Genomic DNA, 21935 nt, shown 5'->3' on the forward strand with positions numbered 1-21935 from the left:
AAGGAGCATGTTGTGGCCAGGGCCATGGACAATTCAATTTTAGAGACCATTGTGCAGCAGGTTCGTCCGCTGATTGGTCAGGGTAAAGTCGCTGATTACATTCCGGCATTAGCCTCCGTCGACGGTTCAAAACTGGGTATTGCTATCTGTACCGTTGATGGGCAGCACTATCAGGCGGGAGATGCGCAAGAACGTTTTTCTATTCAGTCAATTTCAAAGGTGCTCAGTCTGGTCGTGGCGATGCGTCACTATCAGGAAGAGGAGATCTGGCAGCGCGTCGGCAAAGATCCTTCCGGTCATCCATTTAACTCCCTGGTGCAGCTGGAAATGGAGCAGGGTATCCCTCGCAACCCCTTTATTAATGCCGGGGCGCTGGTGGTTTGCGATATGCTGCAAGGGCGTCTAAGCGCACCTCGTCAACGGATGCTGGAAGTGGTGCGGGCATTAAGCGGCGTTTCGGATATCGCCTATGATGCGACGGTCGCGCGATCGGAGTTTGAGCACTCGGCGCGTAACGCCGCTATTGCATGGCTGATGAAATCCTTCGGCAATTTTCACCATGACGTGCCCACCGTTTTGCAGAACTATTTTCACTACTGCGCGCTGAAAATGAGCTGTGTGGAACTGGCGCGGACTTTTGTCTTTTTGGCAAATCAAGGGCATGCCTTTCATCTTGCGGAGCCTGTGGTCACACCGATGCAGGCCCGGCAGATCAATGCGCTGATGGCGACCAGCGGCATGTATCAGAACGCAGGGGAATTTGCCTGGCGGGTTGGGCTTCCGGCGAAATCTGGCGTCGGCGGCGGCATCGTGGCGATCGTGCCACACGAGATGGCGATTGCTGTCTGGAGTCCGGAACTGGATCCGGCGGGAAATTCACTGGCCGGTATCGCCGTGCTGGAACAATTAACACAACAGCTGGGGCGCTCGGTTTACTGATGAAAACGCTCGATCCTCTTTTTGCCCGGCTGGCGAAATCAACGTTTCGCTCGCGGTTTCGTCTTGGTCAGAAAGAAAGGCAGTATTGTCTGGATAAAGGGGCACCAGTTATCGAACAACATGCTGCGGATTTTATAGCTAAACGACTAGCACCTGCGTTTCCCGCCAATGATGGTAAACAGACTCCTATGCGTGGTCACCCGGTATTTATCGCTCAACATGCTACGGCGACGTGCTGTCGAGGGTGTCTGGCGAAATGGCATGATATACCTCAGGGTGTAGTGCTAAACGATGAACAGCAACGTTACGTTGTCACGGTTATTTACCACTGGTTAGTACTCCAAATGAACAAGCCATAGATAATATTTTCCTATGATATGCCCCCTTGTGTTGTGTAATTGTTAAAAGCAGTATGAAGGGGTCAATCTAAGGAGAAACCATGGCTTCCGGCAAACCCTGCTTTGTGCTGAGCGCGACACAGATTCTGTCGCGAATCGACGAGCTCAGCGATGTTCTTGAACAGTGCGTCAATGACGGCGCCTCCATCAGTTTTATGCTGCCCTTTAATCGCGAAAAATCAGAGCCTTTCTGGATGAAGGTCGCGCAAAGTGTTTCTCGCGGAGAACGGATCGTTCTTGGTACGCAGAATGCGCAGGGGGTGCTTGTCGGTACCGTCCAACTCATTATCGATCAACCCGAAAATCAACCTCATCGTGCTGATGTCGCCAAACTGCTGGTTCACCCCTCAGCGCGACGCGGTGGCCTGGCCCGTGAATTGATGAACGAACTGGAAAGTTGCGCGCGTCAACAAGGTAAAACGCTGCTGGTGCTTGATACGGCGACTGGCAGTGGTGCGGAGTTGTTCTACCACAATTGCGGGTGGAAAAAGGTAGGGGTGATACCTGACTATGCCCAAATGCCCGATGGGACGCTGACCGGAACCACACTTTTCTATAAAACGCTCTAATTTGTCGCCGGGGATTGATCAAAACAGGGTTTCAATGTATTAAAGTTTGCTAACCTATTGGACCAATTCAATCAGGTTGTATGACTAATCATAAAGGGAACCCATTGTGCAAACACTAAATCGTCGCGATTTCCCCGGTGCTCAGTATCCTGAACGCATTATTCAGTTTGGTGAAGGAAACTTCCTGCGCGCCTTTGTAGACTGGCAGGTAGATCTGCTCAACGAACATACCGATCTGAACGCTGGTGTGGTCATTGTTCGTCCTATCGAAAGTTCCTTCCCGCCATCGCTGAGTACGCAGGATGGCCTCTATACCACTATCATTCGTGGTTTGAATGAGAAGGGCGAGGCCGTCAGTGATGCCCGTCTAATTCGTTCAGTTAACCGTGAAATCAGCGTCTATAGCGAATACGATGAGTTCCTGAAGCTGGCGCATAATCCTGATATGCGTTTTGTGTTCTCTAACACCACGGAAGCAGGTATCAGTTACCACGCGGGCGATAAGTTTGACGACGCGCCAGCGGTTAGTTATCCGGCTAAACTGACGCGTCTGCTGTTCGAACGCTTCAGCTATTTTAACGGCGCATTGGATAAAGGCTGGATTATCATCCCTTGCGAACTGATTGATTATAACGGTGATGCGCTGCGTGAACTGGTTCTGCGCTACGCTCAGGAATGGGCGCTGCCGGAAGCGTTTATTCAGTGGCTGGATCAGGCCAATGCATTTTGCTCCACGCTGGTGGACCGTATTGTTACCGGCTATCCGCGTGATGAGGTAGCTAAGCTCGAAGCTGAACTGGGCTATCATGATGCTTTCCTCGATACCGCAGAACATTTCTATCTGTTTGTCATTCAGGGGCCGAAGTCATTAGCCGCAGAACTACGTCTGGATAAGTATCCGCTGAATGTCCTGATCGTGGATGACATCAAACCGTACAAAGAGCGCAAAGTGGCGATTCTCAACGGTGCTCACACCGCGCTGGTCCCTGTTGCCTGGCAGGCAGGGTTGGACACCGTGGGTGAGGCGATGAATGACGCTGAGATTTGTGCTTTCGTGGAGAAAGCGATCTATGAAGAGATCATTCCGGTACTGGATTTACCACGTGATGAGTTAGCTTCTTTTGCCAGCTCGGTAACCGGTCGATTCTGCAACCCGTATATAAAACATCAGCTGCTGTCTATTGCCCTGAATGGCATGACCAAATTCCGCACCCGTATATTGCCGCAACTGCTGGCAGGGCAACAGGCCAGCGGTAAGCTGCCGGCGCGTTTGACGTTTGCGCTTGCCGCGTTAATTGCTTTTTATCGTGGAGAGCGCAACGGTGAGTCTTATCCGGTTCAGGATGATGCGCACTGGATAGAGCGTTTTCAACAGCTGTGGTCCCAGCATCGCGATCGCCAGATAAGTACCGAAGCGTTGGTCAAATCTGTACTGAGTGTCAAAGAACACTGGGAACAAGATCTGACGCAGGTTTCTGGACTGGTGGAACAGGTCTCTGCCGATCTGGATACCATTTTGGCAAAAGGTATGCGTGAAGCCGTTAAGCCACTGTGCTAAGACGACTACCGACAACCCGGCTCAGGCCGGGTTTTTTCTTGATATACATTAGTTACAACATACTATGTGGTTTATATCATAAACCCGGTCTGTGACTTAGGTGCGGCTTCATTTTAAGCAGAACAAAAGTTGTTGGGATAATGTTGCGATTAACTTGCAACATTGATCGCTATCGCGTCTAATGTGACGGATTTCACATTTTCCCGAAGATAACCATGATCGTTCGTCCCCAACAACACTGGCTGCGCCTGATATTCGTCTGGCATGGTTCCGTATTATCTAAAATATTCTCACGGTTGCTGCTGAACTTCCTGCTCTCCATCGCCGTTATCATCATGTTGCCCTGGTATACGATGTTGGGTATCAAATTTACCCTGGCACCGTTCAGTATTCTGGGCGTGGCGATTGCTATCTTTTTAGGTTTTCGCAATAACGCCTGCTATTCACGTTATGTCGAAGCCCGACACCTGTGGGGGCAGTTGATGATTGCTTCCCGATCACTACTTCGCGAGGTGAAAACCACCTTACCGGATGACGCCGAACTGGGGCAGTTTGTTCGTCTGCAAATCGCATTTGCCCACTGTTTACGCATGACGTTACGTCGAAACCCACAGGCAGAGCCGTTGGCGAAATATCTCAGCGAGAAAGATCTGCAGACGGTATTTTCCGCACAATCGCCAGCAAACCGCATTTTGTTGCTGATGGGGGAGTGGTTGGCCGTGCGCAGACGTGATGGACAGCTGTCCGATATATTATTTCATAGTTTAAACAACAGATTAAATGATATGTCGGCAGTACTGGCAGGTTGTGAGCGAATTGCGAATACGCCAGTGCCGTTTGCTTATACTTTGATCCTTCATCGCACTGTTTATCTGTTTTGTATCATGCTGCCGTTCGCCTTAGTGGTGGATCTGCACTACATGACGCCGTTTATTTCAGTGCTTATTTCCTATACTTTTATCTCTCTCGATGCGCTTGCGGAAGAGCTTGAAGATCCGTTTGGTACTGAGAACAATGACCTGCCGCTGGATGCGATTTGCAATGCAATCGAAATCGATTTACTGCAAATGAACGATGAAACCAATGTGCCAGCAAAACATATGCCGGATAAACATTACCAACTAACTTAGTTTCGTTCTGTTTCCCACCATGCTGGCCGCATATCAGAAAACGAATGAAACTCCGGCGCCAGATCTTCATCATTAGGATCGTCAAAAGCGCCGGCTAAAAGCGCAATGACCGGAGCGTCATCGATGGCGCCCACGGAACTCCCGCACTGAGGGCAAAAAGCCCGACTGGTGGTTTCAGATGAGCGCCAGGTTGTCGGTTTTCCGGCTTTTCCCGTCCATTCTACATTTTCTGCATCAAACTCAATCCAGACGACGGTCGGGGCACCAGTATGTTTCCGGCATATATCGCAGGAGCAGGTATGGGAATTATTAGGACTGCTGGCTGTGAAACGGATCGAGCCACACAGACACCCACCAATGTAGACTTTAGACATAACAACTCCCGTCAGAAACATGTGGCAAGACACTAGCAGATGCCTGACATAGCCACTAGACCCTTATGATAAAAAGGCGAGGGCGCGCATACTCGGTAGCCCAATCCTGTGATCTGTCTGATGATAAACGCTTAACTATTGCGTCTGGCAACAATAAACAACCGCGGAAATGCCAGCAAAATATTGCCGTTTTCCTGCAACGGATATTGTTCCTGGAGCAGTTCATGGTAGCGAGCCAGGTAATGACGTTGCTCGCTTTCGCTCAAATCCTGCAGCCAGGGGCGGAGTCCCGTTGAGCTTACCCAGTCGATAATCGCCTGATGCGAATCCATAATGTGATAATACGTTGTACGCCAGATATCCACATCACAACCCGCTTCGGTCAAAATATCATAGTAGGCGTGAACGCCAGGAAGCGGAGCACGCCCCCGGTCGGGGTAATCTTGTTCATAAGCCACTTCGCGCATCAGTACATGCGTGGGCTCCAGCCAGTTATCCGGCATTTGCACGGCCAGAACGCCGTTGTGACCGAGTTGTGAGACCAAATGTGGGAATAAGTCATAGTGATCGGGCACCCACTGTAACGACGCATTTGCATAAAGCAGATCTACGGGATGCTCGGGCTTAAACTGGCTAATATCCGCTTCGAGAAAATGGCAGTCAGGTAATGCGTTGCGCGCTTCATTCAGCATAGCAGGTGAAGAATCGACACCTGTTGTCTTTGCCGTGGGCCAGCGCTGATGCAGCAATGCCGTACTGTTTCCCGGACCACAACCAAGATCAACAACTGAGCGGACATTTTCTAACGCCACACGGCTGAGTAATTCTGCTGCGGGTCTTGAACGTTCAGTTGCATATTGCAGATAAAGCGAAGGGTTCCAGTCGGCCATGTATAAATCTCCAGTATGAGAGGAAAAGTCGGAAAAGGACGGTATAAGACCTTGCCGATGAGCCACTTATTTTAGAAGATTATATGAAAATGAATGATAAGGGCAGGAATATGCTGGAAACATCAAGGTTGATATTACGACAATGGGAGGCTAAAGACCGGGCCCCTTTTGCTGCACTCAATGCCGATTCTGACGTGATGCGCTTTTTCCCCGCGCCGCTAGAGAAAGCTGAAAGCGATAACCTGGCCGATAGATTTAGTGAAGGTATTGCAGAACGCGGCTGGGGATTTTGGGCCGTAGAGCTAAAAGAAACACACCAGTTTGTGGGCTGTGTGGGGTTACATCCACAACCTGATAAATTTCATTTTTCACCCTGCACCGAAATAGGCTGGCGCCTTGCTAAAGCATACTGGCACCAGGGTCTGGCGTTAGAAGCCGCGCAAGCGAGTCTTGCATTTGCTTTTGACGTACTGGCGCTAAATGAAGTCGTTTCATTTACTTCTGTGCTGAATAAACCGTCAGAGGATCTGATGATACGAATTGGTATGAATAAAACAGAAGAGTTTACGCATCCCGCGTTGCCGCCAGATCATCGATTGGCACAACATGTTCTGTATCGTCTTTGCCGATAATTAATCAGTCTATTTTGCTCCTTTTCTCATATCAGAGAAAATAACTAAGCCAATCCCAGCCAAAATAATGACGCTTGCGAGAAGGATTCTGACGGTGAGCGTTTCGCCCAAAAATATGATCCCACCGAGAGTGGCCAGACAAGGTACGCTGAGTTGAATAGTACTGGCCGTTGTGGACCGGAGTAAGGGGAGCAATGAATACCAGAGCAGATATGCACCTCCCGATGTAATTGCACCAGAAAGCACGCCCAGAACTAATCCATATATATCAATATGAAGATGAGAGCGGAAGAACAGAGGAATAATCAATGCGACCGGGATTGCCAGGATGAAATTCCCCCCGGTTGAGGCAGCAGCATCCGTGATTTTCTTCCCTGTGATACTGTAGAAAGCCCAGGCTAACCCAGCAATAACCATCATTATTGCGGCATAAAAGGAAGGACGCTCCACACCAGGAAATAGCAAAATCGCTATTCCAGCCAATGCCCCGAGTATTCCTGTTATTTTTAAAATTACGAGTTTCTCTCCCTGGGCTATTCCCCATACCGTCATGACGAGCTGAACGGTACCAAAGAGCAGCAGGGCACCAGCGCCGGTGCTAAGAGAAACATAGGCAATGGAGAATGAAAAAACATAGATGCAAAGGAGCAGGGCATTTAACCACTTGAACTCAAATTTTCTGCTGTCAGATGTTATCGCGATAAATAAAAAAAGGGCAATTGCGCCACTTATCAATCTGATGCTGCTGAATGAGATAGCATCAGCATGCATACCCTTCAATGCGAGTCGGCAAAGCACTGAATTTCCAGCAAATGCGATCATTGCGATGATGATTCTGATGAGCAAGATAGCGTCCTTTAGTCAATACGAGGTTTAGCGCAATATGCAGGTGTTGCCTTCAAAAACAGGTGTGTTGATTAATATAGTTGCCAACATCAACGACTGTGTTCGTGCTGGGCTCGACATTAAGAACGACAAAACGCATTTGCGGGCAGAACAGCTCTGCACTTTTCTTGCTGCACTCAGTTTGTAGCCATCGATGATCACCCTGTTCGGTTACAACCGTGTTCACGTTTCCGTATTCGCTGCACACAAAACCTTTTTCAGTTGCTCTTTGCCTTGCTGCCTCCAGGCTCAGACCAATAACATTCAGCTCATCGACCTCTTTGGCGAGTGTGCTGTCGGAAACACGGGTTAATGTGCAGCTCGACAGCGTAGAGGTAAATAGTAGCAAGAGCGCGAAGCGTAGGATGGTTTTGCTTTTTTTGTTTCGCATTGTCCGATATGTACTCAATTTTATTATCGTATTTCTGAAAGTAAGTGAAGTCACCTGGTTCAGTATATAACGAACGATTACATACCATTGCTTAAAAATCACAGATGTGCGGCTTTATATTTTTAAATGAAAGCTACTAAAGACAGAATCTCATGACGTAATAATTGAGGCTATGTACTTTTGGTCAGAGATATGCTTTTCAAATTAGCGACGATGAAGATAAGAGCCTTCCCAGAGAAATGTCATCTTTCACATCAAATGAAGATCTCATTCTCACTAACATTGCGTAAGTGAAAGGCTGGTCTATGCTAAAAAAAGCAATCAAATTTGCGTTGGCTTTTTGAATAATAACGATAATTCTCGCGTTTTCGGTGGCGAATATGAACAGGATTGTGATCGCTTTTTTAATGTGCTTTCTTTCCTCTTTGGTTGTTAACACATATGCGGCGGAACCTCGTCAGGAGCCCACCGAAAAGGAACGCGCGCGGACGGTTTATATTTTTCATCAACCGATTGTCATGCTCCAGGCGAAATTCGGCCTTACCACGCCAGAAGAGCGGGTGCTGCGCATCCGCAATACGCTACGAAATTTCACTGAAGCCGATGTTCGCGAACCGCTACAGGTTGTGTCGGTCACGCGTTATAACCAGCCGGGAAGGCTTATCGTGATGAACGGTAAACCGGTGATGTTGCTGACACAAGGTGATCTCGACGAAGGAGACGATCTTACGCTCGACCAGGCAGCGCAGCGCGTACTGGCGCGCATAGAGGCGCAGCGGTCTGCATTGAGCGATCAGTATAACAGCGGCTGGCTGGCGCTGTCGGCGGTGAAAACGGTGGCTGGTCTGGTGGGACTGGTGCTGTTTTGGTTCGGTGCATACCGTTCCTGGCGTTGGGTCAGACGCGTTTATCGTCGTCGCATTTTTGAGAACAAAAGCTGGATCCCCCAGAGTTGGCGGCGTTTTATCGGCGCTATCGAGACACGCCTGTACGCACTGTTGATGATCCTGCTTGGTATCGTTGCACTTTACATTTGGCTGAGTTGGGTCTTTAGCCTGTTTCCCTGGACGCGCGTCTGGGGAGAGTCCCTTGGTGACTGGTCTGTACGCGTAGTGCGTGATATTGCATTGTCGATTGTCTCAGCGTTACCTGGCTTGATGATCGTCCTGATCATTTTTCTCATCACGGCGTTCATCCTGAAGTTGCTTAAAGTGGTTCTCAACCAGGTGGAGGCAGGGCGTTTGCAGTTGCCTGGAATTCACCCTGAAACCGTGGGCGCAACCCGGAAGTTGATCTCTGTGGTGGTGTGGCTCTTTGCGCTATCTGCAGCTTATCCCTTTTTGCCCGGAGCCAATTCACTGGCGTTTAAAGGCATCAGCGTTTTCTTTGGCCTGATGCTCACGCTGGGGTCGGCCGGGGTGATGAACCACGCAATGAGCGGACTGGTTTTGATCTATTCGCGCGCGCTGCGCAAAGGCGACATGATTCGGGTAGCGGACAACGAGGGATTGGTAAGCGAAATTGGTATGCTCGCGACCAAAATTATCACTCGTGAAAATTACGTGGTCACAGTGCCAAATGCGGTAGTGGTTAGTGGAAAAATTACTAACCTTAGCGCGCAAAGCACCAACGGCGGCGTCAACCTGACGGTCGGCGTTACCATTGGCTACGACACGCCCTGGCGCCAGGTCCACGCAATGCTGGAGTTGGCAGCCAAGCGGGCCAAAGGAATCGATCTTTCACAGCCGCCGTTGGTGCGTCAGCTGAGTCTGATGGACTGGTATATTTCCTATGAATTGCAGGTGCGCCTGCTGCCGGATGTATCACTGGCAGATGCCCGTAATGAACTGCATAGCAATATTCAGGACGTCTTCAACGAATTTAACGTGCAGATTATGTCTCCGAATTTTGTGCTACAGCCAGAAAACAGCGTGATGGTGGCCAAAGAGAATTGGTATGCCGCACCCGCAACACCGCCAGAAGGCGGGAAATAATGCGTTGGCTTTTTCTGCTAATTCCTCTGCTGTGCTGGCGCGCTATGGCGACAGGGCTTATCGGTCCTGAAGACGGCATGGTGGACATGAGCCGTTATTTACAAGAAAACCCGTACGGTTTTCTACCGATTCCGCTGGTTATTACCGAACCGGCCGTTGGTTATGGCGGCGGCCTGTTCGGTCTGTTTCTGCATGGCAAGGGACGACAGGTTGATGGGCAGTTTATTCCCCCGGCCATGAGCGCGTTTGGCGGTGGCGGAACGTAAAACGGTACTGCATAACCAGCTGTAGTCAAGAGCCATCATCCAAAACTGTTAGCGCTGTTGAGGCAACTGCGCTTGAAAGGGTTTTGAGGCGTCATTATGGAGCAGCACAAGGATGACCATAAAACAGCAGATTCCGCCTTTATCTATGTTAGTACGCATAATGTATATTATGTTAAATGCAATTGCTGCGTACTCAGTTGAGACTCCATGTGGCCCACGTTTGGCCATTGACCTCCTCTGCTCATTACAATCATGAAAGCCTGAGGAACAGAGTTCGTTCCTGCAGTTGAGATGCTTTGAATCCGTGGTGAAGATAAAAACGTTTAGCTTCGTCTGTGAGCGCATGTACCATAACGGCACGCACGCCAATATTTTCTGCCACTTTGTAACACCGCAGTACCGCATCGTGAAGCAGATCGGCCCCTAACCCTTTTCCACGAACAGAAAGATCTACGGCCAATCTGGCAAGGATAATTACGGGGATTGGATCTGGCATGTTACGCCGAAGATTGCCTGTTGCTTCTGTGTGGTTGACGCTACCTGTGGCCAGTGAATAAAAGCCAGCGACTTGTCGCGTGTTTGTTTTGCAGACAACAAACGTCCTGGCTGCGCCGAGAGCCTGATTTTTTAGCCCTTTTTGCTTTAACCAATCATCGAGAACAATTTCTCCGCTGACAAATTCCGCTAATTGATGAATGTGAGTTAGTGGTTCCGGTGCGGTTACAAATCCCACTGTGGTTTCCTTGCCAGTAGCTTCCTGATAGCGGGATCTTCGGCAACCGGAGCATCAAGCATCTCGATAAACTCAGCGTATTGTTCATCATTAAAATTAAACACTCGGCGATCGAGAATGACGTTCTCTGCCGCCTGGCAGGCCATTTCCAGAATAAAGTCTGTACGCGATTTATGTAGAATCTCTGCGGCCGCATCAATAAGCGCGCGTTGGGATTCTTTAGCTCTAAGGTTGAGCTGGACATCTGATTTCATTATTAAGCCTCTTGTATAGCAATTGCTTTACAAGCATATCATAAGGCTTATGTATAGCAACTGCTATACAGCATCGTTCAACTCAATACTCTGATAAGCAACAATAAAAAACCCGCCAGTGCTGGCGGGTTATGGCATGGTTTGTCTCTACAGTTAAGGCGTTACCATGTTAAACCAGAAATCAAAGCTATCTAAATACCCGAGGAACTCATCAAGCTTGGCATGATTGCCGGAAATTTGTACATCACCCTTCTCTTCTGCCTGTTTCAGCGATTCTTCCTTAAGAATGATTTTGTTCAACGTTGCACGGTTAAGCGTAATGGAGGCGTCAGCATTACTGGCCTGTGCATCAGCGCTATGGTTAAGAACACCGTTTTCCAGTTCCAGTTTGTATTTACCGCCGTCAGCACCTAAATCGATGTTGAAGACTGCCTGCGCATTTGCCGCTTTTTCTCCGTTAATATGTACCGCGAGATAATCAAAGAACATCTCCGGCGACATGGCCTTAACGGTATCCGGGCTGGCGGTATTTGGCGTCGCGCCTTTTACCACACCGTTGCGTAATTCTTGTGCACCTGTCAGATAAAAATTACGCCATGGGCCGGACTCAGCCTGGTAACCCATTTGTTCAAGGGCATCGGCTTCCAGATTACGGGCTTCTTTATTGCTCGGATCAGCAAAGACGATATTGTTAGTGACTTGCGCCACCCAACGGTAATTGCCCTGGGCGTAATCCGTTTTCGCTTTTTGCATGATTGCATCAGCGCCGCCCATGTAATCGACATATTTCTTCGCGGCATCAACGGGCGGTAATTCATTCAGTGTTGCCGGATTACCGTTGAACCAGCCGAGGTAAAAGACATACGTTGCTTTCACATCATGGCTTACAGAACCATAGTATCCACGGCTGGCCCATGATTTTTCCAGACCAGACGGCAGTTTGAAGTTAGCGGCGATTTCGTCACGGGTCAGCCCCTGGTTAGCCATACGCAGCGTCTGATCGTTGATGTAACGGTACATATCACGCTGACTTTTCATTAACTTCACCACATTTTCATTACCCCAGGTCGGCCAGTGATGCTGAGCAATAATAATGTTTGCCTTTCCACCCCAGCGGCCAATAACGTCATTGATATATTTTGACCATGCCAGCGGATCGCGGATCTTCGCGCCACGTAATGAATAAGTGTTATGTAGCGTATGGGTGACATCCTCTGCAGCTTCGATCATTCCCTTCTCTTCTACATACCACAGCATTTCAGAAGGTGCTTCCGATCCCGGTGCCATCATGAAGTCATAGGTTAGACCGTCGATAACTTCTTTCTGCCCGGTGTGGGTAATATAGTTAGTGGGTTCAATCAGCGTCACCGTACCGGCGGAGGTTGTCGTCCCCAGACCCGCACCGACCTGACCTTTTGCATCCGGTTTCAACAGATTGCCATACATGTAACTAGCTCGGCGACTCATGGCGTTACCTGCCATAATATTTCAGATACAGCTTCCTTCATAAAACCAGCCGGTGCATATACCTTCACTTTACCGGATTTCACATCCGCTTCATCAATCACGCCGCGGACACCACCGTAGTGGTCAACATGGCTGTGCGTATAAATGACGGCAACAACGGGTCTTTTACCGCGATTCTTATAATAAAGGTCCATTCCCACTTTCGCGGTTTCTGCAGATACCAGCGGATCAATGACCGTAATACCCTCTTTCCCTTCCATAATTGTCATATTCGAGAGATCAAGATTACGGATTTGATACACGCCATCAGTGACCTGGAACAAACCGCCAATATTGATCAACTGCGACTGACGCCACAGGCTTGGATTAACCGTGTCGGGGGCTTTTTCGCCCTCTTTGATAAAGGCATATTGCTGAGGGTCCCAGACAACATTTCCCTGCTTCCCTTTAATCAATTCACTGGGAAGCGGAGCAATAAAACCTTTATGTGCGTTCATAAAATCGGTTTTATCAGTGAATGGCAATTGACCATATAATGCGTCATTCGCACTTTTGGTCTGAGCAGTCGCATCTTTTGCTCCTTCCTGTGCCAATACAGGTAGTGATATTAATGATGTTGAACACACGCCAGCTAAAGTCAGATAACTTACTAGTTTATTAAGTTTCATAAATCCTCGCTAATAATATATTATCCAGAAGAAAGAAATCCTGCAGTTCTGATTGTTGAGAAGCTTCCGTAATACTGTACTTATCAGGTTTCTATAATCTAATGCTCGTAGGCTAACATGGTCTTATGAAACAATGTAATGCAATGGCATTTAATTTTAAATTTCCTTTTGTTTTTATTTAAACAAAATAGCTGTAGACACCTGACTGTATAAAAAGATAATAGCTGGCATCCATTGTCTTTAGAACACTATATATGCGCACTCTCTATCTACTTCTCATCGTTGGGATACTTTCTGGCTGTAATACTTCTCCCCCAGAGAAAGTTGTTAAAATCAATAAAATGGTGATCCCTGTTGTTCAGGCACAACCCGAGTCAAAATCAAGTAGTGACTCGGCATCCCTGTCCTTATATCAGGATAATAAACAGCAAATTGAAAACGTCGCGAGTTCATTAAAAAATGAATATCTTCATGAGGTTAAGCCAAGAGAGATGTTTGACGTTCATAGCCAGGCATACCAGGTTTATGCTTCTTTAACCAAGCTCGAACAAATGCAGCAAATGAACAATTTTTATTATAAGGAGCATAATCAAACAGGACTGTTAAGCATTAATCAGTCCGTGAACTCTCTTATTGAATAACAAGAAATCCTCCTCAGAAAATGATGAGGAGGATTTCTTACGATTGATATATGGCATACCACAACAATAGAATATTAAATTTAGATAATCGATTTGTAACTTGTTTGTGGGTTTATTTAAAATCGCTCAGGCAATTTATTGATGGAAGTAAGATACCCTCCGCGTTCAAAATCAATATACCCTCCTTTTTTTAACGCAGACACAACATTTAAAACACTGCTGCGCGATAAGTGGGTCCGATCCTGAATATAATCTAAAATAGAGACTCGCGTGCGCGTCTCTTCCGGCAACAAAATCATCTCTTCTAGGTGGTTACGTATCACTGAATAAGTACGCTGCTGTACGACTAAATCATCACGATAAAAGAGATAGCCCGTATGATATGAAAGCACTGCCGCCGCATCTTCCCACAAGCCTTGTTGATGAAAGAGTTCTCGTGCTTTATCGGCATCGACGCGTAATAATGTTGACTCAGCTTCAGCGCGCAATAAATGGCCGTGTACCGGTTGGATCATTTCGGCAATACCGAACAAATGGGGTTCATAGACGGTCACGATTAACAGACCATCAGAAGAACGTAAAATAGACAGCTCCCCTTGCAAAAAAAGGTAGAGTTGAGGCTTATTCTTGTATTTCCACATGATACGCCGCCGCGGCACAACCTTCATCTTTTCTGCAATCGGTTCAAGTGCTTGCATTAAGCGTTGTATGCTTTGTTCTGGGCGTACCGGAGGTGAAATTTGCATAATCAAACCTGTATTATTTAGATTGAAAACAATATACTTTTACCTATATTCCATGAAGGTAGTACAGATTCATATTAAAACCATAAATTGCTCAATAATAAAAGTAGAAATTTATTTTTATTTAAACCAGCGTGTGTGATAAGACCACCAGCAGACGGTTACCAGACACTGTCGGATAGATAATCCGCCATGGTGACTATTAACAATGCGTGAGATAGTTAATCGGGAATAACGGCGCTAGAATTGATAGCTGTAGTTGACACTGGCAAACCATAGCCACGGGTTCTTATACTGGCCTGCAAAGATATCAGATTTGACGTTGGACGACTGCATGTGCAAATACTCAACGGCAACGCCAATATTGCTGGCTGGCGTAATCTGGTACTGTGCACCGGTGGCAAGTCGCCATTCATCGCCGGTTGGCATCGAAAGCGCTACATCACTTTGCGATTTGTACGGTGAACTGTCATAGGCAATACCGGCATTAATGCGCCACTGCTCATCGGGATGATATTGCACGCCCAGCGCTGTATGCCATGTATCTCTCAGACGATTATCACGATCGCTTTGCTGACCATTTATTGTAATCTGCGGGCTGCCAAACTGACTCCAGTCCTGCCAGCCAAGATCGCCCATCACTGACCATTGACAGTTGATATCGTGAACCAGACTAAGCATCACCTGCTGCGGAGCACGGACCTGTGTGGAGATCGGCAGATCATATCCAATATTAGGTATATTGGGGAAACGTGCCGTCCCGTCAATATTGAAATGATAATCAGCCTTGCTGGTCCAGGTTACTCCCGCCCGCGTTTTGTCGGTTAAATCCATTAATAAGCCAAGGTGGTAATTCATCGCCCAGTCATGATCGCTTTGTTTCTCATCGTGGCCATCGACATCTCTGCTTAGCGACAGAAAACCATAGTTTAGCCCTGCTGCTGCGCCAACCGACACCTTATCACTTAGTTTCCATGCAACGGCGGGACTCAGCGTCATCGCAACCATGGTACTTTGTTTAATTAACCGATCCCCTGCCCAGTTTCCGAAGTCGATACCTAACCCATAGTTGCCGTACAAACCCAAACCGGCAGAAACGGTATCACTCAGCCGTTGCGTATAAAACATGCTGGCATTGGGGAAAAGCGTCATTACATTACCGGGGCTTTGCCTTCCATCTGTCGTATTGTTCAGCGTATAGGGAATATCTCCGCCCATCGCCTGTAATCCTCCGCTGACCATATGGTCAGGTAAACGGGTCATCCCCGCAGGGTTCGTTAACAGCGTAGAGGCATCCTGAGCACGAGCGGCCTGCCCTGCACCAGCCAGTGCGGTATCCTCCGTTCCGACTTCATAGAAGTAGAGCGCACTGGCGTGACCGACTGACGAAAAAATCATCCCGGAGAGAAAAATTATATTTTTTTTCATTGCATTACCTGTTTGGAGGAGGCGTTCTTTACTAAACGTAGGGTCAGCTATCACACTGTATTGATTTATGCTAATAGCATAATCAGGCATCAGGAATGATGTCGTGTTAAATTTCATCCAATATTAAATTTTATAATTCAACACAATGACATCTTAAAAGTCGACTTAATGAGAATTCTTCTTAAGAAGAGATTTGACATAAATTCTAATGTAAAGAAATGAAAATTTAATCTTTTCATAATAAAGTATGAGTGAAGTCGCCAACGGAAAAACCATAGTTATGATCATCACATAACTGTAATATGCGTTTTAAAAAGTAAAACCTTTACAGCCTTGAGGAGACCTTGTCTTCTCAAAACTGCGTGTCTCGAATATACCTTTAATTTCAATGGGGCACGAAGACCATCAACCGCTCAAACCTAATATATAAGTGAGGTGCATATCTTACTGTGCTAACTAAATTTCAGGAGAATAATGCTAATCAAGTCGTAGATACTTCATTTTTTTAAATATGGAGTTTTAATCATGTAATAACAATCAGGTATCTTATACGACTCATTCTTCTGTCAGTTTTTGTAAGTGGAAGAAAAGAGTGATGATAGCTAATACAGGTAAAGATAGGGGTAATGACTTATGGCCTCACAATATGACTTTACTGTCACTCTGCACGATCTTGCTTTTATTCTTAAGCAGATCAAAATATCCGAAGCGGCAACTAACCCGGATGGTAGCGTTAATGCTGAATTGCTTAGAGAATTAGTTTCCAGTCCGCTATTGCCTTATGGACTTCGCACGGTAGATGGTTCATGGAATAATCTTCTACCAGACCAGGAGTTATATGGCTCTGCCGACCAGACAATGCCGAGATTAACCGCGTTAAACTGGCAAGATGCGGACCAAATGACCAGTTATATCCAAATTGGTGGCACCGTTATTGATGCCGACCCACGTATTATTAGTAACTTAATTTCCGATCAAACGGCATCTAACCCAGCCGCACTGGAGGTATTTAACGCGTTAAAAGATGCTCCCGGCGGGGGGACTATTACAGGAGACGGAGAAACGTTATCCATTCCTAACCAGTCTCCCGATATCGGTCTCTCCCCTGCTTTTAACGGCTGGATGACCTTCTTTGGCCAGTTTTTTGACCACGGTCTGGATTTGATTCCCAAAGGCGGCAACGGTATCGTTTTCATTCCGCTACAGCCGGATGACCCTTTATATGTGGAAGGGTCGTCGACAAACTTTATGCTATTAACCCGGGCAACGGTGGATGAAAACCGAGAGACAGTAAACCTGACGACCCCCTTCATCGACCAAAACCAAACCTACACCTCCCATCCTTCACATCAGATTTTCATCCGCGAATACGTCATTATTGATGGGAAACCTGAGCCTACCGGGAATTTATTAGGCGGTGCGAACGGTGGACTGGCGACCTGGGCCGACGTTAAAAACCAGGCTGAAACTCTGCTAGGCATTAAACTCACCGATCAGGATGTGTTTAATGTTCCCCTGCTGGCAACGGATCGCTACGGTAATTTGATTTTAAGTGAAAATGGAAAGGTACAGATTGTTACCACCGGGGGACTGGTTGAAGCCAACGGCGGTCTGTTGCCTGAGGGAACATTCCGCACCGGCCATGCGTTTCTTGATGATATTGCGCATACTGCCGCGCCAAAAGCGGGTCTGCTGGCAGATGATGACACTGCGATTGGGGGCGAAGGAGCGCAACCGGCAGGAACCTATGATAACGAACTGCTCGATCGTCACTTTATTACCGGTGACGGGCGTGGGAACGAAAATATAGGTTTAACCGCGGTGCACGCCGTTTTTCACAGCGAGCATAACCGTCTGGTTGAGCAATATAAAACAACACTGCTGGAAACCGGTGATATCGACCTCATTAATCAGTGGTTGATGCCCAATCATCAAATCACGGAATTACCTGCCGATACCAGTACGCTGGTATGGAACGGTGAGTACCTATTCCAGGCAGGTCGTTTCTCCACGGAAATGCAATATCAGCACCTCGTATTCGAGGAGTTTGCCCGTACCGTACAACCCGCCGTCGATCCGTTTGTTTTCTCCAACACGGCGGATATAAACCCGATGATCTTTGCCGAGTTTGCGCATGTGGTTTACCGTTTCGGGCATTCAATGCTGACAGAAACCGTGGCGCGCACCGACATTGATATGCAAAGCGGCGATATTGACCTGATTTCAGCATTCCTGAATCCGGTAGCATTTAATCAAATCAACGGGGCCACCGTCACGGACGATCAGGCTATTGGCGCAATTGTGCGTGGTATGACGCGTCAGGTGGGTAACGAAATTGATGAATTTATTACCGATGCTCTGCGTAATAATCTCATCGGCCTGCCCCTCGATTTAGGCGCGCTTAATATAGCCCGTGGCCGTGACACCGCAATGCCGACGCTGAACCAGGCCCGCGAGCAGTTTTTTGCATTAAGCGGTGATAGTCAACTGAAGCCTTATACCAGTTGGGCTGACTTCACTACCTACCTGAAAAATCCCGCTTCAATCATTAACTTTATGGCCGCCTATGGTCAGCATGAGCTGATCCTCAATGCCACCAGCCTTGAAGGTAAGCGTGCAGCGGTAAACTTCCTGTTGTTTGGTGATGCTAACAATGCCCCGCCTGCGGATGCGATGGATTTCTTTAACAGTACCGGAGCGTGGGCAACCAAAGAGACCGGCCTGAATATGGTCGATTTCTGGATTGGCGGGCTGGCAGAGCGCAAAAATGAATTTGGCGGCATGCTCGGCTCAACCTTCAACTTCGTCTTTGAAACACAAATGGAAATGCTTCAGGACGGCGATCGTTTCTACTATCTGAGCCGCGTTCAGGGACTGAACTTACTCAATGAACTGGAGGCCAACTCGTTTTCCGCGCTGGTAATGCGTAACAGCGATCTTGGTGATGAGGGATCCTCCCACCTGCCCGCTAATCTGTTCCAGACACCGGACCATATTTTTGAAGTGAACCGCGTGCTGCAAACGGAAATCGACCCGAAATGGGGTAATCCGCTGAAGGATCTGCTCTCGCCGTTGTTGGTGCGTCGCGACCCAGGAGTGGATGTTGACGGCGATAGTTTTGCCGATGGCGGGTATCTGAAATATACCGGCGATGGGCATGTGGTGCTTGGAGGGACGGCAGGCAATGATACGTTAATCGGCGGTAAAGGGATCGACAGTCTGTGGGGTGATGGCGGAGATGACCGACTGGACGGCGGCGACGAAGCAGACGTGGTCCATGGTGGTGACGGTGATGACATTATTACCGATACCGGTACGCCTGTTGGTGATGCGGACTTCCTGCACGGTGATGCCGGACATGACGTTATCTTCTCCGGTAACGGAAACGATCTGGTCTTTGGTGGCAGCGGTAGTGACTTCGTGGTGGTCGGCGAAGATGCACAGGAGGTCTTCTCGGGCCAGGATAACGACTTTGCACTTGGCGGCTCGGGTGGTGATTTCCTGATGGGCAACGAAGGTGATGACTGGCTGGAAGGCGGCGACGGGTTTGACACGCTGGCGGGTGACAACTCTGAGTTGTTCTTCAACAGTACCATTATCGGTCACGATGTCCTCAACGGTCAGGGTAACGACACCGACTACGATGGCGAAGCCGGTGACGACATCATGGTTCAGGGCGCGGGGATCCAGCGCAATAATGGCATGGCCGGTTTCGACTGGGCTATCCATAAAGGCGACCCAAATGGCGCTAACTCTGACCTTGGGATCCCTATTTTCGTCAACCAGCAGGAGTTTATTCTACGCGACCGTTTTGATCTTGTTGAAGGGCTGTCGGGCTGGAAATACGACGATATCCTGACCGGGACAGAACAGCCGATAGGTACTGCGCCTGTTCAGGGCGTTCCCCTCTCTAACAACCTGACCCAGGAAGGTGCGGACCGGATCACCGGTTTACAGGCTATTCTCGGCGTAGAGCGTTCTACAAATCCGGACGCGGTGCTACTGAACCCTGATGATGGTAGCGATATTTTACTCGGCGGTGGCGGTAGCGACCGCATTATGGGTAAAGCCGGTAACGATATCATTGATGGTGATGCATGGCTCAACGTGCGTATTGCCGTTACAGGTATGGCGGGACTCACCAGCGCCGAAGGTATGGCCGAACTGAAATCGTACATGCTGGCCGGCACGCTGAAACCGAATCAGCTGTCGATTGTGCGAGAAATCCTGCATGAAGGTAACGGCACGGAAACTGACGTCGCGGTGTACCGTGATGTCAGCAGCAACTATGTCTTTACCCGTATGGCGGACGGTAGCCTGCGCGTCGATCACGCCACGCCGGATGCCGCGCTGAACCTGAATGATGGCATCGATCGTCTGTTGAACATCGAAAAACTGGAGTTTGGCGATGGGAAGCAGCTGTGGGTGACGGCGCAGCAAGCGACGGGCGATCTGACCATCAGCAATCCTAACCCTTCGGTGGGCGACCTGCTGCGCGTCAACGTGGCGAACTTGCTGGATGGTAACGGCCTGGCGGCGGATGTGGCCATCACCATGACCTGGCAGGCATTCGTCAACGGCCAATGGCGAGATCAGGCAACCGGTGTTGAGTTCAGAGTGCCTGGCACTATTCAGGGTGCTCCGCTGCGTGTGGTAGCCAGTTTTAACGACCGCATGGGTGACGCTGAAACCCTGGTGTCGGCACAAACTCAGGCGATCCTACCGCGAAATCAGGCCACGACCGGTGTGCCGGTAATTAACGACCTCACCCCAACTGAAAGCCTGACGCTGACCGCGGTGGTTTCAGGCATTGCTGACGCCGATGGTCTGAGCGGCGGTAATTTCACTTATCAATGGAGAATGAGTTCGCCAACCGGATTCGTCAACATTAACGGTGCGACTTCCGCCACCTATACGCCGGGTCAGGCTATGGTTGGCAGAACGTTGCAGGTGGTCGTTACCGTCGTCGACGATGAAGGCAACCCCCCTGTTGTCCTGACGTCGACCACCACCCAGCCCGTGGGCGATCTGATTGTGGGTACCAACGGGGCTAACACCCTCGTCGGCACTGCCTGGAGCGATATCCTACGCGGTGAAGGCGGTAATGACACCTTACTCGGCGGTGCAGGTGACGATCTGCTCATCGGCGGTGCGGGAAACGACAACCTCTCTGGTCAGGCGGGGCAAGATATTCTGCAAGGTGATGCTGGTAATGACACGCTTGATGGCGGGCTTGGTGCCGACAGTATGACCGGCGGCACGGGCGATGATACCTACATCGTTGATGATTTCGGTGATGTAGTTATCGAAGGTGTGAATGGGGGCACGGACGTTGTCCGAACCAACCTTAGCAGCTACGACCTCACCGATAACGTGGAAGAACTGGTATTTACCGGCAGCGGCAGTTTTATCGGTACCGGTAATGCCATTGCGAACACCATTACGGGAGGGACCGGTAACGACTATCTGTTCGGTATGGGCGGTAACGACCAGTTGTTTGGTGGTATCGGGAATGACTTCCTCGATGGCGGAGATGGCGCTGATAACCTGCAAGGCGGGGTTGGTAACGACGTCATGATTGGCGGTGCGGGCGCGGATACCCTCTCCGGCGGTAGCGGGGACGATATTCTCAATGGTCAGGAAGGTAACGACATTCTGGACGGTGGTGCCGGGAGCGATATCTTCGCCTTTGGTGCCAACTTTGGGCAGGACCGAATTACCGGTTTTGACAGTAACCCCAACGGCGGGCAGGACTTCCTTGATCTCGTCTTGTTAGGTATCAACGCGGGTAATTTTGCCAGCAGCGTGTCTATCACCGGAAACAATGGCAACACCATTGTGACTATCGGTACAGATACCATCACATTGGTGGGCGTCAATTCGAACACCGTGAATATTGGTGACTTTTATCTGGAAATGCCCACTACCCTTGCCAGTAACAATGGCAATAGTTCATTGATCGTATAAGGAGATGA

Annotated in this window: 17 protein-coding genes and 2 pseudogenes; 10 read left to right on the forward strand and 9 right to left on the reverse strand. The window is 48.7% G+C overall.

From position 1 onward, the window contains the following. Positions 1–12 precede the first annotated feature (12 nt). The 5 genes from glsB (at position 13) to OGX94_RS06440 (ending at position 4594) form a co-directional block, all read left to right on the forward strand. A complete protein-coding gene (gene glsB / locus OGX94_RS06420; RefSeq protein ID WP_003832944.1) occupies positions 13–939 on the forward strand; it encodes a glutaminase B in 927 nt (308 codons plus the stop codon). Further along, entirely contained in the window at positions 939–1298 is a 360-nt protein-coding gene (locus OGX94_RS06425) for a DUF4186 domain-containing protein (RefSeq protein WP_063941589.1), read from the forward strand. The genes glsB and OGX94_RS06425 overlap by 1 nt, the downstream gene beginning before the upstream one ends. Positions 1299–1378: 80 nt before the next feature. After that, positions 1379–1906: a GNAT family N-acetyltransferase gene (locus OGX94_RS06430; protein WP_149280930.1), complete on the forward strand. Its 528-nt coding sequence runs from the start codon at positions 1379–1381 to the stop codon at positions 1904–1906. Positions 1907–2012: 106 nt separating this feature from the next. Then, positions 2013–3464, forward strand: coding sequence for a tagaturonate reductase (locus tag OGX94_RS06435; protein ID WP_257661725.1), 1452 nt, complete (start codon positions 2013–2015; stop codon positions 3462–3464). Positions 3465–3679: 215 nt separating this feature from the next. Beyond that, positions 3680–4594: a bestrophin family protein gene (locus OGX94_RS06440; RefSeq protein WP_063941590.1), complete on the forward strand. Its 915-nt coding sequence runs from the start codon at positions 3680–3682 to the stop codon at positions 4592–4594. Here OGX94_RS06440 and OGX94_RS06445 read toward each other — a convergent pair. Together OGX94_RS06445 and tam are read right to left on the reverse strand one after the other, a co-directional pair. Beyond that, entirely contained in the window at positions 4591–4968 is a 378-nt protein-coding gene (locus OGX94_RS06445) for a GFA family protein (protein ID WP_003832953.1), read from the reverse strand. The two genes, OGX94_RS06440 and OGX94_RS06445, sit on opposite strands and share 4 nt — an antisense overlap. 131 nt (positions 4969–5099) lie before the next feature. Beyond that, a complete protein-coding gene (tam, locus tag OGX94_RS06450; RefSeq protein ID WP_003832955.1) occupies positions 5100–5858 on the reverse strand; it encodes a trans-aconitate 2-methyltransferase in 759 nt (252 codons plus the stop codon). Positions 5859–5968: 110 nt separating this feature from the next. Here tam and OGX94_RS06455 point away from each other — a divergent pair, with 110 nt between their 5' ends. Further along, positions 5969–6490 (forward strand): GNAT family N-acetyltransferase, encoded by a 522-nt coding sequence (locus tag OGX94_RS06455; protein ID WP_003832958.1) that lies wholly within the window; start codon positions 5969–5971, stop codon positions 6488–6490. 9 nt (positions 6491–6499) lie between these two features. Here the strand turns inward: OGX94_RS06455 and OGX94_RS06460 are convergent, their stop codons facing one another. Together OGX94_RS06460 and OGX94_RS06465 are read right to left on the reverse strand one after the other, a co-directional pair. Further along, a complete protein-coding gene (locus tag OGX94_RS06460) occupies positions 6500–7336 on the reverse strand; it encodes a DMT family transporter (protein ID WP_003832960.1) in 837 nt (278 codons plus the stop codon). Positions 7337–7388: 52 nt separating this feature from the next. After that, complete coding sequence (locus tag OGX94_RS06465; RefSeq protein WP_257661726.1) at positions 7389–7766, reverse strand: hypothetical protein; 378 nt, start codon at positions 7764–7766, stop codon at positions 7389–7391. 380 nt (positions 7767–8146) lie between these two features. On the opposite strand from OGX94_RS06465, the gene OGX94_RS06470 reads away from it, so the two are divergent. Further along, positions 8147–9760, forward strand: a complete 1614-nt coding sequence (locus OGX94_RS06470) for a mechanosensitive ion channel family protein (RefSeq protein ID WP_257661727.1) — start codon at positions 8147–8149, stop codon at positions 9758–9760. Beyond that, positions 9760–10023 (forward strand): annotated as a pseudogene (locus OGX94_RS06475) (BamA/TamA family outer membrane protein); the annotation flags it as partial. The gene OGX94_RS06470 and the pseudogene OGX94_RS06475, both read left to right, overlap by 1 nt. A 253-nt stretch (positions 10024–10276) precedes the next feature. On the opposite strand, the gene OGX94_RS06480 reads toward OGX94_RS06475, so the two are convergent. The 3 genes and pseudogenes from OGX94_RS06480 to OGX94_RS06490 form a co-directional block, all read right to left on the reverse strand. Continuing rightward, positions 10277–10759 (reverse strand): GNAT family N-acetyltransferase, encoded by a 483-nt coding sequence (locus OGX94_RS06480; RefSeq protein WP_206159536.1) that lies wholly within the window; start codon positions 10757–10759, stop codon positions 10277–10279. Then, the gene (locus tag OGX94_RS06485; RefSeq protein WP_008784769.1) at positions 10747–11013 is read right to left on the reverse strand and encodes a type II toxin-antitoxin system TacA family antitoxin; all 267 of its coding nucleotides are present in this window, start codon (positions 11011–11013) and stop codon (positions 10747–10749) included. Before OGX94_RS06485 ends, OGX94_RS06480 begins: the two co-directional genes overlap by 13 nt. A 153-nt stretch (positions 11014–11166) precedes the next feature. Then, positions 11167–13148, reverse strand: a pseudogene (locus OGX94_RS06490) (alkyl/aryl-sulfatase). Positions 13149–13402: 254 nt separating this feature from the next. On the opposite strand from OGX94_RS06490, the gene OGX94_RS06495 reads away from it, so the two are divergent. Further along, positions 13403–13789 carry a KPN_03583 family lipoprotein gene (locus OGX94_RS06495; RefSeq protein WP_063941972.1) on the forward strand — a complete coding sequence of 129 codons (387 nt, stop codon included), beginning with the start codon at positions 13403–13405 and terminating at the stop codon, positions 13787–13789. A gap of 116 nt (positions 13790–13905) precedes the next feature. Here the strand turns inward: OGX94_RS06495 and OGX94_RS06500 are convergent, their stop codons facing one another. Beyond that, on the reverse strand, positions 13906–14535 hold the full coding sequence (locus OGX94_RS06500) for a winged helix-turn-helix transcriptional regulator (RefSeq protein ID WP_003832974.1): 630 nt from the start codon (positions 14533–14535) through the stop codon (positions 13906–13908). A 237-nt stretch (positions 14536–14772) separates the two neighbouring features. Then, a complete protein-coding gene (locus OGX94_RS06505; RefSeq protein WP_286568930.1) occupies positions 14773–15960 on the reverse strand; it encodes an OmpP1/FadL family transporter in 1188 nt (395 codons plus the stop codon). A 633-nt stretch (positions 15961–16593) separates the two neighbouring features. Here OGX94_RS06505 and OGX94_RS06510 point away from each other — a divergent pair. After that, on the forward strand, positions 16594–21927 hold the full coding sequence (locus tag OGX94_RS06510) for a peroxidase family protein (RefSeq protein ID WP_257661981.1): 5334 nt from the start codon (positions 16594–16596) through the stop codon (positions 21925–21927). Positions 21928–21935: the final 8 nt, after the last annotated feature.

Origin of the sequence: Citrobacter sp. Cpo037, assembly GCF_030332945.1 — a bacterium.
Lineage (GTDB): Bacteria > Pseudomonadota > Gammaproteobacteria > Enterobacterales > Enterobacteriaceae > Citrobacter > Citrobacter portucalensis.